This window comes from Nocardioides sp. Soil_C_8 (genome assembly GCF_057656315.1).
The window spans coordinates 671,642-687,313 of record NZ_JBDGKQ010000003.1 but is presented as its reverse complement, the minus strand read 5'-3'; the positions used below and the strand labels follow the sequence as shown (position 1 = coordinate 687,313).

Sequence of the window (15,672 nt, the reverse complement as noted above, 5' to 3'; positions counted from 1 at the left end):
GAGACCGCGCCGGGGCGGGTGCGCGCGCTGGCCTAGGGTTCTCACGTGGCAGTCAGAGCAGTGCGTGGGGCGACCCAGCTCGAGGAGGACACCCGCGAGCACATGCTGGACCGGGTGGCGGAGCTGGTGACCGACGTGATGGAGGCCAACGGCCTCGAGGTCGACGACTTCATCTCGATCATCTTCACCGCGACCAGCGACCTGGTCAGCGAGTTCCCGGCCTACGCCGCGCGACAGCTGGGCTTCTCCGACGTGCCGCTGGTCTGCGCGCGCGAGCTGGAGATCGAGGGCTCGATGCCGCGGGTGGTCCGGCTGATGGCGCACGTCGAGACCGACCTGCCGCGCTCGGAGATCACCCACGCCTACCTCCACGGCGCTGCCAACCTGCGCCGCGACCTGGCCCGGACCACGAGCCATGACTGACCCCCATGACGGGGACGACCTGCCGGCCCTGACCGGGCCGGTGGAGGTCGTCGGGGCCGGGCTCATCGGCACCTCGATCGCCCTGGTGTGCAGCCGGCTCGGGATCGAGGTCGTGCTGCGCGACACCTCCGAGGAGAACCTCCGCACGGCTCACGGCCTCGGAGCCGGACGCGCGGCGACGCCGGACGACAGACCGCAGCTCGTCGTGGTGGCCGTGCCCCCCGCCTCGGTCGGCGACGCCATCGTCGACGCACTGAGCCGCACCGGCGCCGTCGTCACCGACGTGGGCAGCGTCAAGGCAGCCCCGTTCGAGGAGGTGGCCGGCCGCGTCGGAGCGGACGACCTGGCCCGCTACGTCGGCTCGCACCCGATGGCCGGCAGCGAGCGCTCCGGACCGCTCGCCGCCAGCGCGGCCCTCTTCGACGGTCGTCCCTGGGCCGTCACGCCGCACCCGCACGCGCGCCCCGACGCCGTACGCCTCGTCGAGGCCCTGGTGCTGGAGTGCGGCGCCGCACCGCTCGTGATGGAGCCGGGGGAGCACGACCGGGCGGTCGCCCGCATCTCCCACCTGCCCCACCTCGCGGCCGTGCTCGTGGCGGGACGGCTGGCAGCGGCTCCGGTCGAGCACCTCGCCCTGTCGGGACAGGGCGTCCGCGACGTCACCCGGGTCGCGGCCAGCGACCCGGAGCTGTGGCAGCAGATCCTGGAGGCCAACTCCGAGGCCGTGCTCGACCTCCTCGCCGAGGTCCGCGCGGACCTCGACGCCCTGATGACCGCGGTCGCCTCCGACGCCGGACCCGACCTCGTCGAGATCCTCACCCGTGGCAACGCGGGCACGGCGGCGATCCCGGGCAAGCACGGCGGGCCTGCGCGGCCGACGCGCTCGGTCTTCGTCGCGGTGCCCGACCACCCCGGCGAGCTCGCGCGCCTGTTCGGCGACGCCGGCGAGATCGGCGTCAACATCGAGGACGTGCACATCGACCACGACCCGGGACGTCCCGTCGGCCTCACCGAGCTCGTCGTGGAGCGCGGCAGCGCCGAGCGCCTCCTCGCCGCTCTCGAATCCCGCGGCTGGACGACCCACCGGTAACCTTCTCGCCCGTGAGCACCGTCGACAGCACCGCGCAGACCGGGTCCCTCGTCATCGCCGTCGACGGCACGTCGGGCTCGGGGAAGTCGAGCACCTCCCGCGGCGTGGCCGACAAGCTGGGCCTCCGCTACCTCGACACCGGTGCGATGTTCCGGGCGATGACCTGGTGGCTGCTGCGCGAGGGCATCGACGTACGCGACACGGCGGCCGTGGCCGCTGCCGCCGGACGGCCCGTCATCGCGTCCGGCACCGACCCGCTGGCGCCGACCATCACGGTCGACGGCACCGATGTCTCGGTCGAGATCCGCAGCGACGACGTCAACGCCGCGGTCAGCCCGGTCAGCGCCGTCCCGGAGGTCCGGGCGCGGCTGCTCGACCTGCAGCGCGAGGCCATTGGCGACGGCGGCATCGTGGTCGAGGGGCGCGACATCGGGTCCGTCGTGTGGCCGCAGGCCGAGGTCAAGGTCTACCTCAGCGCCGACCCCGACGCCCGCGCGCAGCGTCGTACGGCCGAGCAGGGCGGGACCGACGTCGCCAGCACCCAGCAGTCCCTCCTCGAGCGCGACCGGATCGACTCCGGCCGTGCCACCGCGCCGTTGACGATGGCCGAGGGCGCCGTCCACGTCGACAGCACCCACCTGACGCTCGCCGAGGTCATCGACCGGATCGTCGAGCTGGCGCGGGCACGGCGAGCGTGACCCGGGCGGACCTGCCTGCGAGCGCCGACGAGCACCCCGCGACCCGGCTGCTGCACCTCCTGCGCCCCGCAGCCGCACGGCTGGTCCGCACCCGGTGGCCGGTGGTCGTGCACCACGCCGACCGCGTGCCGGCCACGGGCGGGGTCATCCTCGCCAGCAACCACATCGGGATCATCGACGGTCCGCTCCTCGCGGTCTTCTCGCCCCGACCGGTCCACGCGCTGACGAAGCAGGAGATGTTCGAGGGCCGGCTCGGCGGCTTCCTGCGCGCCTCGGGCCAGATCCCGCTCGACCGCTTCCACGCCGACCCCGGCGCCATCCGGTCGTGCCTGCGCGTCCTGCGCGACGGGGGAGTGGCCGGCATCTTCCCGGAGGGCACCCGCGGCGACGGCGAGCTGCACCGGTTCCACCACGGCGCCGCCTACCTCGCCCTCGTCACCGGTGCCCCGGTCGTGCCGGTGACGATGCTCGGCACCCGACCGTCCGGCGGCGGGGCGAACGCCCTCCCGCGGCGCGGGGAGACCGTCGACCTCGTGTTCGGCCGGCCGTGGCGGACGACACAGCAGCCCTGGCCGCGCACGCGGGAACACGTGGCCGCCACGTCGGTGTTGCTCCGGGGGCACCTGCTGTCCGAGCTGGCCACCGCGCTCGCCGACACGCGCCGATCCTTGCCCGGACCGCTTCCTGCGGGACAATCCGAGGACGACCCCGACACCGGGCTCGTCGAGCCATCCAGAGAGCTGTGATCACCCATGACTGAGTACGACGCCGGCGTCCAGGCCGCGTCCACCGACGAGCCGACCGGCCCCACCCCGGTGCTGGCCGTCGTCGGGCGACCCAACGTGGGCAAGTCCACCCTCGTCAACCGGATCATCGGCCGCCGCGAGGCCGTCGTCGAGGACCGCCCCGGCGTGACCCGCGACCGCGTCTCCTACGACGCGAACTGGAACGGCCGCGCCTTCACCGTCGTCGACACCGGCGGCTGGGACCCCGACGCTCGCGGGCTCGCCGAGCGCATCGCCGGCCAGGCCGAGGTGGCCGTGTCGCTGGCCGACGCGGTGCTGTTCGTGGTCGACGCCACCGTCGGGATCACCGACGCCGACGAGGCTGTCGTACGCATCCTGCGCAAGTCGGGCAAGCCCGTCGTGCTGGCCGCCAACAAGGTCGACGACCAGCGCACCGAGGCCGAGGCCTACGGCCTGTGGAACCTCGGCCTGGGGGAGCCCTTCGCGGTGTCCGCGCTGCACGGTCGTGGCTCGGGCGACATGCTCGACGCGATCCTCGCGGCGCTCCCGGAGACGCCCGAGGAGTCGTTCGAGGAGGTCGGCGGCCCGCGCCGCATCGCGATCGTCGGCAAGCCCAACGTCGGCAAGTCGTCGCTCCTCAACATGCTGGCCAAGGAGGACCGGGTGGTCGTCGACAACGCCGCCGGCACCACGGTCGACCCCGTCGACGAGCTGATCCAGCTCGGCGACCGCACCTGGCGCTTCATCGACACCGCGGGCATCCGCAAGCGTGTCAACCAGGCATCGGGCCACGAGTACTACGCCTCCCTGCGGACCACGACCGCCATCGACCGCGCCGAGGTGGCGGTCCTGGTGCTCGACGCCAGCGAGACGGTCTCCGAGCAGGACATGCGGATCATCCAGACCATCCGCGACGCCGGCCGGGCCATGGTCATCGCCTTCAACAAGTGGGACCTCGTCGACGAGGAGCGTCGCTACTACCTCGAGCGCGAGATCGAGCGCGACCTCGTGCAGCTGAAGTGGGCACCGCGGATCAACTTCACCGCGCGCACCGGCTGGCACGTCGACCGGCTCGTCCCGGCGATCGACAAGGCGCTCGAGGGCTGGGAGACCCGGATCGGCACCGGCGCACTCAACACCTTCCTCGGTCGCCTGGTCGCCGAGCACCCGCATCCCGTGCGCAGCGGCAAGCAGCCGAAGATCCTGTTCGCGACCCAGCCGTCGGTGGCCCCGCCGACGTTCGTGCTGTTCACCAGCGGCAAGCTCGACGCCGCCTACGAGCGGTTCGTCGAGCGGCGCCTGCGCGAGGAGTTCGGCTTCGTCGGCACGCCGATCGTCATCCAGCAGAAGCCGCGGGAGAAGCGCAAGCGCTGACCCGGCTCAGCTCACGGGTCGAGGCCCTGGGCGAGCAGCCAGTCCATCGGGTCGACCGGGGCGCCGGCGTCCGGACGGACCTCGAGGTGGAGGTGCGGTCCGGTGGCGTTGCCGGTGGACCCGACGCTGCCGATGACGTCGGTGATGCCGACCTGCTGGCCGGCGACGACTGAGACGTCGGTCTGGTGGCAGTACCAGACCTCGGTGCCGTCGGGGAGCGTGAGGATCGTGCGCAGGCCGTAGGGCCCGGCGTACGCGACCTCGGTGACGACGGCGTCGGCCACCGCGACCAGCGGCTCACCGGCGTACGCGCTGAAGTCCTGGCCGCCGTGCTCGGCCTCCCACAGCGGTCCCGTCAGGCCGAAGCCGGCCGAGACGTCGTACGACGCCAGCGGCAGCACCGCGCGGACCGCGTCGGGGTCGCCGTCGTAGCCGTAACGGGCCAGGACGGCGCGGTAGCCGATGAGCGCCCGGTCGCGGGCGTCGGCGGCCCGGTTGAGGCTGGTCAGCGACTGCTGCCGCGCGGCGAGCTGATCGGCCAGGGCCGCGGCCTGCGCAGCGGCCTCGGCCTCCGCGGAGTCATCGCGCACGACCGCCTCGGGTGCGGCGTGGGCGGCGGGCGCGACGAGACCCAGCCCGACGACCGCCGCGATCGCGGCGACCACCGGGCCGAGGCGCGGCACAGCTCGCATCAGGAAACCCCCACAGGTCGACGACCCATGGTCGGACCGCGACCGGACGAGCTCACCGGGTTCGGGAACAAATGGCCCACTCGGACTAGGGCCAGCCCCCTCAGGCGGGTCGATTCCGTGACCGCGGAGACCCTGCGGTAGTGTTCCCCTCGCTCCAGAGGCCTCGTGCCGGGAGCACTCGGGCTGTGGCGCAGCTTGGTAGCGCACTTGACTGGGGGTCAAGGGGTCGCAGGTTCAAATCCTGTCAGCCCGACCGAGGAGAAGCCCCCTGACCAGCGGAAACGCCGGTCAGGGGCTTCTTGCGTCGTGACGCGGTCCGGCGACACTGAGGGGCCTGACGGCCGCATCTCGCAGCGACGGGACTTCAGCTCCCGGGATCCGCTGTTGCTGCGGCACGTCGCACGAGCTCGTCGTACACCTCCGGCTCGTGGTCGTCGAGGCGCACGACATCGTGGCCCGGGCCGCCGCCGGGACGACCGAGCCTCCACATCAGCGGCAGGCACAGCCGGCCTCGCGCGAAGCGTCCAGGGCGGCGACATCCTCGAGCTGGGCCGCTAGGCATGCCCCGCGCGCACGGGGGTACGTCGAGGTCGTGAGGAACGCGTCGAGCCCGACTGGTCCACCCGAGTCCGTGTGGGCGGAGCCAGTGCTCGTCGACCACCGCGAACGTGGCAGCGGCATCCCTCGAGCCCTCACCGACGCCGGCCTCGACGTGCAGCTCGTCGACCTGCCGGTCGGCGACTACGTCCTCGGTCCCGCGCTCGCCGTGGAACGCAAAGGACCATCCGACCTGGGTGCGTCCATCCGCGATGGCCGTCTCTTCGACCAGGCCGAACGCATCCAGGCCGTCTTCCCGCAAGCCGTCCTGCTCGTCGAAGGTGAGCCGCACGTTGCCGAGGATGCCTGGCGAGGCGCGGTGAGCCGGCTCGTGGAGGACGGCATCACGGTCCTGCACAGCCTCGACCGCGACGACAGCGCAGCCTGGCTGGTACGCCTCGCGAAACGAGCACGACGCACCGCCCCGACGAGCCGGGCTGAAGGACCGCGCCGCTCGCCGCGACACCCGTCCGCGCAGGCCGAGGTGATGCTGTCCGTCGTGCCAGGCATCTCGACGACCATCGCCCGCAGCCTGCTCAGCAGCTTCGGCAGCCTGTCGGGCGTTGCCGCTGCAGCACCCGACGGACTCCGCGACCACCCGGGCATCGGGAGAGTACGAGCGGCCCGCCTCGAGCAGGCGCTGCACGGCGCGTACGTCCCGGTCGCCGAACGCGACCCTGAGCCGGACCGCACGCCCGCAGCCCGCGTCCTGCGTCGGTGGGTGCTCAACCCGCCAGTGGACACAGGCGAGACGGAATCGTTCGCGCGGAAGGCCATCGCCTTGCGTGCACTACGCGGTGCCGGAACCGGCACCCAGCTCATCGACAGCCTCACCGGCGAGGTGGTCGCGGAAGCGACCGAACCCGTCCGCTGACGCCCGGTCCGTGCGCGTTCCCGGTTGACCGGCCGAGCTTGATCGTCCGCGTCATGTCGAGGCCTTCTCCGCGGCGGTCATGATGACGTCGGCGACGGTCTCGGCCTGGGTGAGGTAGACGGCGTGGCTGCCCTCGACGGTGGTGATCGTGGCGCCGGCGCGCTCGGCCATGTGGCGCAACATCGCCTGGTCGAACGCCTTGTCCTCGGTGCCCCACACCGCCCAGCTGGGCCGGGTGTGCCACGCCGCCTCGGTGACGGGCTGGGCGAAGACGGCCATGTCGACCGGGACCTGGGCGTCACGCATGAACGCGGCGTCGTCGTCGCTGGCGTCAGCGGCGAAGCCCGTCTTGAAGGCCTCCCGGTTCAGGAAGCCGAAGCCGTCGTCGCCGGTGTCGATGACGAAGTCAGGCGTGGCGGCGAAGCCTTCGTACTGCTGGCCCGAGGTCTGGCCACTGTCGGGGACGAGGGCGGCGACGTAGACCAGCCCTGCGACGTGGTCGTGGGTGCCGGCCTCGGTGATGACGGTGCCGCCCCACGAGTGTCCGACGAGGATCGTGGGGCCTTCCTGCCGGTCGAGGACGCGACGGGTGGCGGCGACGTCGTCGGCGAACGAGGTGAGCGGGTTCTGCACGATGCTCACCCGGTAGCCGCGGGCGGTGAGGAGGCCGTGGACCTTCCGCCAGCCGGAGCCGTCGGCGAACGCGCCGTGGACCAGCACGACGTTGGTGATGGAGGTGTCGGTGGTGTTCATGGAGTCTCCTTCGGTAGCAGTGATATGCGATATATTGAAGCGAGGTCCAGCGCCAGACGATGGGCAACCTGCACACACTTCGCAGGCGATCAGCACACCTGGTGCAGCCGCGGCAACCGGGTTTGGGCGATCACCGGATACGGAGCTCGGACACCAGGTCGCCGTCGAGGACGAACGCGTACTCGAGGTCCGCGACGCCTCCGGGGAAGTCGCCCTCGAGGTGGATGACGGCGACCCAGTGCGTGTCGTCGGTGCGTCGCGCACCGACGAGCTCGGAGGTGTAGGTGAACTCGGTGCCGGCGTCGCTGAGGAAGTGCCGCACCCGCTCGGTCCCGCTGAACGTCTCGTCCTGGTCGACGACCACGGGGTCTGCGGCGAGCGTGCGCATGGCGGCGTCCACCTCGCGGGCGGCGTGCGCGGCCAGGAACGCGCGGATGGTGGCGGGGAGCTGGGCGGTGTCGATGTCCTTCGTGGGTGTGGTCATGCCACGAGCGTGCGGGCTCCCCCGGACGGAGGGTCAAGGACGGATGTCTCCCGCGGGGAGAGGGTCCGGCCGGCCGGCGCAGACGTGGACGCGACACCCGATGTCGCGGGAAGGTGGGCCGGTGACCTCGTCCACCGGCGCGCTCGAGCTCGAGGTGCTGCGTGGCGTCGCCGACGCGGTGGGGTCCGACCCGGACCTGCGGGTCGTGTGCTCGCGGGTCGCCGAGGCCGTGCGGTGCGGACGAGCGACCCGGGACGTCTACGTCTACCTGTACGACCACGGCGGTGACGACCTCCTGCTGGTCGGCGCGACCGAGAGCCCCGCCGCGCGTGAGGTGGGGACCCTGCGGGTGCCCTACGGCGGTGGCGTGACCGGGTGGGTGGCCGCCTCGCGGGCGAGCTACGTGGTGCCCCACGACCCGGCCAGCGACCCCCACTTCCTGGCCTACCCGGGGATCGGCGAGGAGCAGTACGGCGCGATCTTCTCGGTTCCCGTGGTGACGTCGGCGGACGAGCTGGTCGGGTGCATCACGGTGTGGGCGACGCCCGACGACGGGTTCGAGGCGTACGAGGTCCCGCTGGCGGAGCACGTGGCGTCGCTGCTCGCGACGTCGCTGGAGCGCGAGCGCCTGCGTGAGCAGGTCGGCGTGCTCACCCGCACCGAGAAGGGTCTGCGCGAGCTCGGCGACCTGGTCGCCACCCGAGCGTCCGTCGGCAGGGTGGTGGGAAGCGCGGTGGAGCTCGCGCTGACCGGTCTCGCGGCGGACCTGGTGGTCGCGGTCGTCGCCGATCCGTCGGGGGGCGACCGCATGGTCGTCGCCGTCGCCTCGGGCACCGATCCGGACCGCAGCGCGCCGGCGGCGACCGTCCGCCGCGCACTGCTCGAGATCGACGACGAGCTGCGGCGGGCGCGGATCACCTGGCAGGTCGCCGCCGAGCGGGTCGCGCGCGCCCTGGAGGGCCAGTCCCAGCCGCTCGCGACGGCCGCGGTGCGGTGCGGGCCGGACGAGCTCGGGAGGATCGAGGCCCACGTCCTGGGGCTGGGCCGCCGCCCGCCGCCCCCCGACGGGCTGCTCCCCGCCATCGCGGGGCACGTGGCGGTGGCGACCCGGCTCGGGATCGCGCTGGAGGAGCTCGACGGCCGCAACGGCCTGACCTGGTTCCTCCGGGCCGTCACCTCCGGGCGACTGGAGGAGGAGGACCTGCGTCGTCGGGCCGAGGCGCTCGGCCTGGACCGGGCGGCCGCCCACGTCTTCGTGGTGGCGTGCACGTCGGGCCCGGCCGGAGGAGTCGAGCTCCCCACCGTCCTCGAGCGAGTCGCGGCGCTGCCGGACGGGACGCTGACGGGGGCGACGCCCCACCAGGCCGTCGCCGTCGTGCCGTGGCCGTCGGGGACCGCGTCGGTGGACGCGCTCCGCCGTCCGCTGCTCCGCGCGTGCGCCCACGTCCGGGCCACCGGCGCAGCGCTGACCGTGGGCGTCTCACGACCGGCGACGTCCGCGGACGGCTTCGCCGACGCGCTCGCCGAGGCACGCGAGGCGATGAGCGTCGCCAGCTCGCTGCCGGAGCCCGCCGGCGTGTTCACGCTCGACGACGTCGGTCACCACTTGCTCCTGAGCCGTGTCGCGGGCGTGGCGGGCGTCCGGGACAGGTACGCCGTGGCGGTCGAGAGCATCGCCGAGTACGACCGTGTCAAGGGCACCGAGCTCCTGGGCACCGTCGCGACGTACCTGCACGTCCGGAGCCGGAGTGCCGCTGCCCGGGACCTGGTGATCCACCGCAACACGCTCGCCCAGCGCCTGGCTCGCGCGTCACAGCTGGGCGGCTTCGACGTCACCGCTCCTGACGCGTGGTTCCCCCTGCAGCTGGCGTTGCAGGTCCACCTGGCCCGTGCCGGGAAGCGGTCCGGCGGGCCGGCCGGCGCTCAGGGCGTGGTGCCCCCAGCTGACTGACCGGCGCCCCGGGCGACCGAGAAGACGGGCCACCCGATCTCGGTGCGCCACGCGGAGGCATCGTCGGTGTCGCGCGGGCCGACGAGGTAGGTCTCGCGCACGGGGCCGGCCACCTGCAGGGCGTTGGCCACGACCCAGGAGCCGACCTCGCCGTAGGTCACCTCGATGTCGTCGTGGTCGCCCACGTGCGTCGCCACGGCCAGCTCGACCGCGGGGAGCTCCACCGGGTGCACCCTGCCGGTCCGCGGCGGGTCGTCCACGGGCCGGTGCACCAGCACGTGACCGCGGCCGACCTCGAAGAGCGCGTTGTCGTACACGCCTCCCGGACGACCGACCAGCACGGGCAGGGCGGCGTCGAGCTCCGCCATCGCCCCGGCGTACCAGCTGAGCACGTCGTCCAGCGCGACGTCGGCCTCGATGGCGGCCACCGACGTCGCCGGGACGGCGCGCACCTCGACGCGCACCGGCGCGGGCTCGGGCGCCAGGAGCCGGCGCAGCGAGCGGACGGCGGCTCGGGTGCGGTCGAGCTCGGCCTCGAGGCGGTGCAGGTGCTCGGCCACCCGGTCTGCGCGGGCGCCGGTGTCGGGCGCGTCCAGGATGCGCTGCACGGCCGCGAGCGGCACGTCGAGCTCCCGGAGCCGGTGGATGACCTGGGCGGTGGGGATCTGCTCGCCGGTGTAGTAGCGGTAGCCGGTGGCAGGGTCCACGGTGGCAGGGGCCAGCAGCCCGGCGTCGTGGTAGCGCCGCAGGGTGCGCACGCTCAAGTGGGTCAGGCGGGAGAACTCCCCGATGCTGAGGCGGGTCGACACCCGGGCAGTCTGCACCCTCTCCCTGCGGGAGGGTCCAGGGGTCCGGTCGCGGCCGGCGCTGCTACTGCAGGTAGTTCTCCACGACGTCGGTCGGGCGGGCGCCGGCGTCGTCGGGGTCCTCGCCGAACTCGGACCGGGCGCGCCGCTGCCGGAGGAGGTCCCAGCACTGGTCGAGGGCCTCCTCGACGCGCTGCATCTCGTCGCGCTCCTCGGCGCCGCTCAGCTCACCGCTCTCCCGCAGGGCGCGGAGCTCGTGCTCCCGCTCGACGAGGGACCGCACCCGGCCCAGGATGTCGTCGTCGCTCATGTCCGCCAGAGTACGCCCGCGCGGGTCTCGCCCGTCCGTCGTGCTTTGACGCTGCCGCCCCGGCGATGTCCAATACGGTGCATGCCGATCCCCGAGTCCGTCCCCGGCGTCGGCCGCCAGCTCCTGCGCGACGACGTGCACGGCCGGCTGCGGGACGCCATCATCGAGGGGACCCTCGAGCCGGGCGAGCAGCTGCGTGACGCCGACCTGGCCGCGTGGCTCGGTGTGAGCCGTACGCCCGTGCGCGAGGCGCTGCTGCGGCTCGCGCAGGCCGGCCTCGTGGTCACCCGCCCGGGACGGTCGACGACCGTCAGCACCGTGACCACGACCGCCGTGCGCGAGGCCCGCGACGTGGTCGCCGCGATGCACGAGCTGGCGGTCCGCGAGTCCGTGCCGAGGCTCACACCGGACGACGTCGAGCAGATGCGTGCGGCCAACGCCCGCTTCGAGGAAGCCGTCGCCGCTGGCGACGTCGAGGCCGCGCTGCGTGCCGACGACGACCTCCACGGCGTGCCGGTCCGGGTGTCCGGCAACCGCGCGCTCGCGACGGTGCTCGACCAGTTCGTCCCGGTCCTGCGACGCGCCGAGCGGCTCCGCTTCGCCTCGGCCAGCGCTCGCGAGTCGATCGCCCGGCACCACGAGCTGATCCGGCTGTGCGGAGAGGGGGATGCCGACGGCGCCGCATCGGTCGTCCTCGACACCTTCCACGCGCTGTCGCCCGACGACCCCAAAAATGGTGAAGAGGGCGACGAGGTCGGGACGGTGGGTGCCGGCGCGTCGCGACAATGAGCGGATTGCGGCCGTCTGCTCCCGTCGCGGTCTCGTGGGGGCGACGGTCGGGAGCTGTGCCGCTTGAGGGGGCGGAATGGGACTCGGGACGCTGACGTCCTTCGCGACGGTCATGGCGACGGCGGGGACCGCGCTGGCCTGCCTGGCGGCGTACGTCGCCTGGCGACGGGAGGCGCGCATCGGCTGGAGCCTGGCCGTCCTGCTCCTGGCGGGCGCCTGGTGGGGCGTCGCCTATGCGGTCGAGCTCGGCGTCGACGACGTCGCGCTGAAGAGCAGGTGGGGTGACCTCAAGTACCTCGGCATCGTCGCCCTCGCGCCGGCGTGGCTCGTGTTCGTGCTGCAGTACGTCGGCCGGCAGCGGTGGGTGACCTGGCGGCTGCTGTGCGCCCTCGCCGTCGTGCCCGTCGCCACCGCGCTGCTCCTCGCGGTCCCGGCCACCCATGACCTGCTGAGGTCCTACCCCCCGGCCGTGGAGGGCGAGGTCCCCGAGGTCGAGGCGGGTCCGTTGTTCAACACGTTCTTCGGCTACAACTACGTCGTCCTCGTCGGCGCCACCCTGTTGTTCGTCGTCACCACGGGGCGCCTGGCTCGCAGCTACCGCCGGATGGCGGTGGTGCTCGTCGTCGCCGCCCTCGTCCCGCTGGCAGCGAACACGCTCTACAACACCAACGTCGGGTGGTTCGCCTCCATCGACCTCACGCCGTTCGCGTTCACCCTCACCGGCGCGGTGCTGGTCTGGGGGCTCTTCCACGAACGGCTCGTCGACCTCGCGCCCCTCGCCCGAAGCGCCGTGCTCGAGAGGATGGCCGACGCGGTCTACGTCACCGACCCCTACGGGCGCATCGTCGACCTCAACCCGGCAGCCGTCGAGCTGCTCGGGACCAGCCGCACCGCACTGCTGGGCCGGAGGCTCCAGGACGTCGTGCCCGCCGACGCCTCCGACGAGGGGACGGTGGTGCTCGACCTGCCCGGTCCCGACGGAGTCGTGAACCGCCGCCGCACCTTCGACGTCTCCCGGCAGGACCTCAGCGACGTGGCGGGCCGCCCAGCAGGGGCGGTGGTGGTGCTGCACGAGATCACCGAGCGCGTCGACGACCGCCAGCGCCTCGAACGGATCCTGGAGGACCAGTCGCGGGTGGCATCCGCCCTGCAGGCCAGCATGGTGCCGCCGACCCTTCCCGACGTCCGGGGCATCGACCTCGCCAGCCAGTACCTGCCTGCCGGGGACGGACGGGAGGTGGGCGGCGACTTCCTCGACGTGTTCGACCTCGGCGGGCAGACGTGGGGCTTCGTGCTGGGCGACGTGAGTGGCAAGGGTGCAGAGGCGGCAACGGTGAGTGCAGCCACGAGGTACACGCTCCGCGCCCTGGCGGCCGCCGACACCACGCCCAGCGAGACGGTGCGGAAGGTGAACACCAGCCTGCTCGGCCAGACCGACCTGGAGCGCCACTGCACGCTCGTCTACGGGCAGGTGCGCCCGGAGGGCGAGGGGGCGACCGTGGTCTTCACCCTGGCCGGGCACCATCCCCCGATCGTGCTGCGTGCCACGGGTGAGGCCGAGGAGGTCGGCGCGCTGGGGACCGCGCTGGCGCTCTTCGACCAGCCCGACCTGCACGACACCACCGTCCACCTCGGCCCGGCGGACCTCCTGTGCGTCTTCACCGACGGCCTCGTCGAGGCGCGCCGGGAGCGCGAGATGTTCGGGGTCGAGCGCGTCACCGCCGCGCTCGGCTGCCGTGTCGCGCGAACTGCGGCCGAGATCTCGAGCTGCCTCGTCGACGCGGTCCACGACTTCCACGGCGACCAGCTCGCCGACGACCTCGCCGTCCTCCTCATGAGGACGGCGACGGTTCCGCAGGCTCCCTCGTAGAGCTCCGCCGCGTCACCGGAGCGCGTCGGCACGCACGTCGCTGCCGGCCGCCACGGTCGTCGTACGGGGCCAGGTCCAGGCGTACCGCACGACGAGGGCGAGCAGAGCCAGCTCGAGTGCGATGCCGAGGCCGTAGAAGAACAGCCATTCCTCGCCCACCGCGTTGAACGCCGTGACGGGGACGTAGAGCAGGGCCACGACGAGGTTCGTGGTGCGGTTGGCGCGGGCCGGCAGGGTCACCGAGAGCACGACCATCAGGATCGGCACGGCCACCAGGAGCAGCGCCGAGGTCGAGAAGGTCTGGGAGAGGTCGAACTCGAAGACCCTGCCGTCGAGGATGTCTGCGACGACGCCGGGCGTGAAGAAGTTGAGGATGTCCACGTAGGCGTACAGGAACATGAAGCTCGTCCACGTCGCGGCGAGCTTGGCACCCATCGGGATGCGCTGCTCCTGGAGCGTGGCGGTGGAGGCTTGGACTGTCGTCATCTCGGGGCTCCGTTCGAGAGGTCGGGGTTCGGTGTGTCCACGCTCGCTCTGCCCGGCGGCGCACGCATCGCCCCGGGAGCCCGATCCACCCGGCCGATCGCACGGGTCTCCATCGGCCGTTCGGCCGGTGGACCCTGACCGACGCCGCGCCGACCTCAGCGAGACCGGCGGGAGCGGAAGAACCCGGCAGCGACGACGAGCAGGACGACGACGGCGCTGATCGTCCACCACGTCATGGCGTAGGGGCGATCGAGCAGTGTGGGGTTGTCCGCTCGTGCGCCGGCACGGGTCAGCACCGGCAGCGTGGCGATGCTCACCGTTCCCCACACGACCAGCGCGACGGTCGCGGGTGCCCGCCACGGCTGCGGCAGCAGGCGCGAGCCGAGGAGGCACAGCACGATCACGACGCCGGAGAGGACGATGTCGTGCGCGGCCACGCCGACGCCGAACCAGATGCCCACCTCGAGCCACTGGGCCGGGTCCTGCCTGGTCAGCAGCAGGTACGCGCCGTACAGTCCCAGGACGACCCCGACGGCGCCCGTCGCCAGTCGCGTCCTCACGTCGACACCTCCAGCCGCGACAGCCACTTGGTCTGCAGCACGCCCGGGCGGTTCGGCGCGATCAGCCGGCACGGGTAGCCGTGGTCGAGCGCCAGTGGCATCCCGGACAGGTCCAGCGCCAGCAGCGTCCGATCATCGGCGGCGAAGTCGGCCGGCAGGGTCGTGCGCCGGTAGGGGCCGGACTCCTGCAGCGACGTCACCACGACGTCGCGGTCGGCCGGTGCGCCGACCGCGGCCAGGAGCGCGGCGAGCCGCACGCCCGACCAGGTTCCCTGCGCGCTCCACCCCTCGACGCAGGCGATCGGCAGGTCGGCCGTGTGCTGGGGGAGCGCACGCAGGTCGTCGTACGACAGCGAGCCGACGACGGCGCCGTCGAGGAGCAGTTCGAGCCGCCAGTCGGCCGAGGCGGCCGACTCCTCGACGCCGGCCGCACGCGCGGACTTGTTGATGGGTACGCCGGCCGGCCCCTCGCCGGTTCGACTGGCGAGGACGGAGACCTGGCGCAGCCACGTGACGGTGCCGCCCGCTGTCGCGACGGTCGCGGCCGCAGCGGCGGCGAGGGCCGTTCGCACGAGCGCGCGCCGCGACAGCACCCCGGGGCGCGTCGCGGCAGCGCGGTCGTGCGTGGTGTCGTCGACGTCGCAGGAGAGGACGTCGCGGATCAGCGGCAGCTTGACCGCGACGTGCACGACGAGGGCACCGATGGCGATCCAGGCGACCGCGTAGTGGGTGGTCCGGAACGAGAAGGTGGTCCACGGATACCACTGGGCGGCGTTGGCCACGCCGGTCGCGAGCTGAAAGATCGAGGCGGCGACGAGCACGGCGATCGACGAGCGCTCGAGGGCGGTCAGCAGGAAAGCTCGGGGATCCCGCACCGGGAACCTCTCGAACAGCTTGAGAAGGACCGACCAGAGCTTCACCAGCAGCAGGGGGATCGCGGCGATCCCGGAGGTGACGTGGAGGCCCTGCGTCAGCCGGTAGCCCCAGCTCGGGCTGGTCGGGAACGGCACGGGGTGGCTGGGGAGCTGCGCGTAGTGGCTGATGAGCCCGGTGACGAAGCAGAGGCCGAAGGCGACGCCGAGCCAGACACCGACCCGCGCCGCCACCGCCGGCGACCGCAGTGTCGAGGTGAACCGGTCGGGCGTCGGTGCCGCAGGCCGCGGGGTCAC

General features: G+C 73.0%; 17 protein-coding genes and 1 tRNA gene. 10 read left to right on the top strand and 8 right to left on the bottom strand.

What is annotated here, in order from left to right; genetic code table 11:
• The first annotated feature begins 45 nt into the window (after positions 1 to 45).
• The 5 genes from aroH to der are packed head-to-tail and all read left to right on the top strand — an operon-like array spanning position 46 to position 4,331.
• Positions 46 to 423 carry a chorismate mutase gene (gene aroH / locus AC3A3L_RS16770; RefSeq protein ID WP_487641168.1) on the top strand — a complete coding sequence of 126 codons (378 nt, stop codon included), beginning with the start codon at positions 46 to 48 and terminating at the stop codon, positions 421 to 423.
• Positions 416 to 1,513 carry a prephenate dehydrogenase gene (locus AC3A3L_RS16765; RefSeq protein ID WP_487641167.1) on the top strand — a complete coding sequence of 366 codons (1,098 nt, stop codon included), beginning with the start codon at positions 416 to 418 and terminating at the stop codon, positions 1,511 to 1,513. Before aroH ends, AC3A3L_RS16765 begins: the two co-directional genes overlap by 8 nt.
• Positions 1,514 to 1,524: 11 nt before the next feature.
• Positions 1,525 to 2,211 carry a (d)CMP kinase gene (gene cmk, locus AC3A3L_RS16760; protein WP_487641166.1) on the top strand — a complete coding sequence of 229 codons (687 nt, stop codon included), beginning with the start codon at positions 1,525 to 1,527 and terminating at the stop codon, positions 2,209 to 2,211.
• Positions 2,208 to 2,957, top strand: a complete 750-nt coding sequence (locus AC3A3L_RS16755) for a lysophospholipid acyltransferase family protein (RefSeq protein WP_487641165.1) — start codon at positions 2,208 to 2,210, stop codon at positions 2,955 to 2,957. Before cmk ends, AC3A3L_RS16755 begins: the two co-directional genes overlap by 4 nt.
• Positions 2,958 to 2,963: 6 nt before the next feature.
• Positions 2,964 to 4,331 (top strand): ribosome biogenesis GTPase Der, encoded by a 1,368-nt coding sequence (der, locus tag AC3A3L_RS16750; RefSeq protein WP_487641164.1) that lies wholly within the window; start codon positions 2,964 to 2,966, stop codon positions 4,329 to 4,331.
• 11 nt (positions 4,332 to 4,342) lie between these two features.
• Here the strand turns inward: der and AC3A3L_RS16745 are convergent, their stop codons facing one another.
• Entirely contained in the window at positions 4,343 to 5,023 is a 681-nt protein-coding gene (locus AC3A3L_RS16745) for a M23 family metallopeptidase (protein WP_487641163.1), read from the bottom strand.
• A 179-nt stretch (positions 5,024 to 5,202) separates the two neighbouring features.
• On the opposite strand from AC3A3L_RS16745, the gene AC3A3L_RS16740 reads away from it, so the two are divergent.
• Positions 5,203 to 5,276 (top strand) — tRNA-Pro (locus tag AC3A3L_RS16740).
• 393 nt (positions 5,277 to 5,669) lie between these two features.
• Positions 5,670 to 6,494, top strand: coding sequence for an ERCC4 domain-containing protein (locus AC3A3L_RS16735; protein WP_487641162.1), 825 nt, complete (start codon positions 5,670 to 5,672; stop codon positions 6,492 to 6,494).
• A gap of 51 nt (positions 6,495 to 6,545) precedes the next feature.
• Here the strand turns inward: AC3A3L_RS16735 and AC3A3L_RS16730 are convergent, their stop codons facing one another.
• Complete coding sequence (locus tag AC3A3L_RS16730; RefSeq protein WP_487641161.1) at positions 6,546 to 7,247, bottom strand: alpha/beta fold hydrolase; 702 nt, start codon at positions 7,245 to 7,247, stop codon at positions 6,546 to 6,548.
• 130 nt (positions 7,248 to 7,377) lie between these two features.
• The gene (locus AC3A3L_RS16725; RefSeq protein ID WP_487641160.1) at positions 7,378 to 7,731 is read right to left on the bottom strand and encodes a nuclear transport factor 2-like protein; all 354 of its coding nucleotides are present in this window, start codon (positions 7,729 to 7,731) and stop codon (positions 7,378 to 7,380) included.
• Positions 7,732 to 7,852: 121 nt separating this feature from the next.
• Here AC3A3L_RS16725 and AC3A3L_RS16720 point away from each other — a divergent pair, with 121 nt between their 5' ends.
• On the top strand, positions 7,853 to 9,682 hold the full coding sequence (locus AC3A3L_RS16720) for a helix-turn-helix domain-containing protein (protein WP_487641159.1): 1,830 nt from the start codon (positions 7,853 to 7,855) through the stop codon (positions 9,680 to 9,682).
• On the opposite strand, the gene AC3A3L_RS16715 is transcribed toward AC3A3L_RS16720, so the two are convergent.
• Positions 9,655 to 10,491 carry a MerR family transcriptional regulator gene (locus tag AC3A3L_RS16715; RefSeq protein ID WP_487641158.1) on the bottom strand — a complete coding sequence of 279 codons (837 nt, stop codon included), beginning with the start codon at positions 10,489 to 10,491 and terminating at the stop codon, positions 9,655 to 9,657. The genes AC3A3L_RS16720 and AC3A3L_RS16715 overlap by 28 nt on opposite strands.
• Before the next feature lie 61 nt (positions 10,492 to 10,552).
• Complete coding sequence (locus AC3A3L_RS16710) at positions 10,553 to 10,798, bottom strand: DUF2630 family protein (protein WP_487641157.1); 246 nt, start codon at positions 10,796 to 10,798, stop codon at positions 10,553 to 10,555.
• A gap of 81 nt (positions 10,799 to 10,879) precedes the next feature.
• On the opposite strand from AC3A3L_RS16710, the gene AC3A3L_RS16705 reads away from it, so the two are divergent.
• Both AC3A3L_RS16705 and AC3A3L_RS16700 read left to right on the top strand, forming a co-directional pair.
• Complete coding sequence (locus tag AC3A3L_RS16705; RefSeq protein WP_487641156.1) at positions 10,880 to 11,587, top strand: GntR family transcriptional regulator; 708 nt, start codon at positions 10,880 to 10,882, stop codon at positions 11,585 to 11,587.
• 76 nt (positions 11,588 to 11,663) lie between these two features.
• Positions 11,664 to 13,457, top strand: coding sequence for a histidine kinase N-terminal 7TM domain-containing protein (locus AC3A3L_RS16700; protein ID WP_487641155.1), 1,794 nt, complete (start codon positions 11,664 to 11,666; stop codon positions 13,455 to 13,457).
• Positions 13,458 to 13,469: 12 nt separating this feature from the next.
• Here the strand turns inward: AC3A3L_RS16700 and AC3A3L_RS16695 are convergent, their stop codons facing one another.
• The 3 genes from AC3A3L_RS16695 to AC3A3L_RS16685 form a co-directional block, all read right to left on the bottom strand.
• On the bottom strand, positions 13,470 to 13,943 hold the full coding sequence (locus AC3A3L_RS16695; protein ID WP_487641154.1) for a DUF6326 family protein: 474 nt from the start codon (positions 13,941 to 13,943) through the stop codon (positions 13,470 to 13,472).
• 155 nt (positions 13,944 to 14,098) lie between these two features.
• Positions 14,099 to 14,503, bottom strand: coding sequence for a hypothetical protein (locus tag AC3A3L_RS16690; protein WP_487641153.1), 405 nt, complete (start codon positions 14,501 to 14,503; stop codon positions 14,099 to 14,101).
• Positions 14,500 to 15,672 (bottom strand): molybdopterin-dependent oxidoreductase, encoded by a 1,173-nt coding sequence (locus tag AC3A3L_RS16685; RefSeq protein WP_487641152.1) that lies wholly within the window; start codon positions 15,670 to 15,672, stop codon positions 14,500 to 14,502. The genes AC3A3L_RS16690 and AC3A3L_RS16685 overlap by 4 nt, the downstream gene beginning before the upstream one ends.

Excerpts from the sequence above, each read along its gene's own strand:
- AC3A3L_RS16765 (WP_487641167.1), top strand. The coding sequence starts at position 416 with ATGACTGACCCCCATGACGGGGACGACCTGCCGGCCCTGACCGGGCCG.
- der (WP_487641164.1), top strand. The coding sequence starts at position 2,964 with ATGACTGAGTACGACGCCGGCGTCCAGGCCGCGTCCACCGACGAGCCG.
- AC3A3L_RS16745 (WP_487641163.1), bottom strand. The coding sequence starts at position 5,023 with ATGCGAGCTGTGCCGCGCCTCGGCCCGGTGGTCGCCGCGATCGCGGCG.
- AC3A3L_RS16730 (WP_487641161.1), bottom strand. The coding sequence starts at position 7,247 with ATGAACACCACCGACACCTCCATCACCAACGTCGTGCTGGTCCACGGC.
- AC3A3L_RS16725 (WP_487641160.1), bottom strand. The coding sequence starts at position 7,731 with ATGACCACACCCACGAAGGACATCGACACCGCCCAGCTCCCCGCCACC.
- AC3A3L_RS16710 (WP_487641157.1), bottom strand. The coding sequence starts at position 10,798 with ATGAGCGACGACGACATCCTGGGCCGGGTGCGGTCCCTCGTCGAGCGG.
- AC3A3L_RS16705 (WP_487641156.1), top strand. The coding sequence starts at position 10,880 with ATGCCGATCCCCGAGTCCGTCCCCGGCGTCGGCCGCCAGCTCCTGCGC.
- AC3A3L_RS16700 (WP_487641155.1), top strand. The coding sequence starts at position 11,664 with ATGGGACTCGGGACGCTGACGTCCTTCGCGACGGTCATGGCGACGGCG.
- AC3A3L_RS16695 (WP_487641154.1), bottom strand. The coding sequence starts at position 13,943 with ATGACGACAGTCCAAGCCTCCACCGCCACGCTCCAGGAGCAGCGCATC.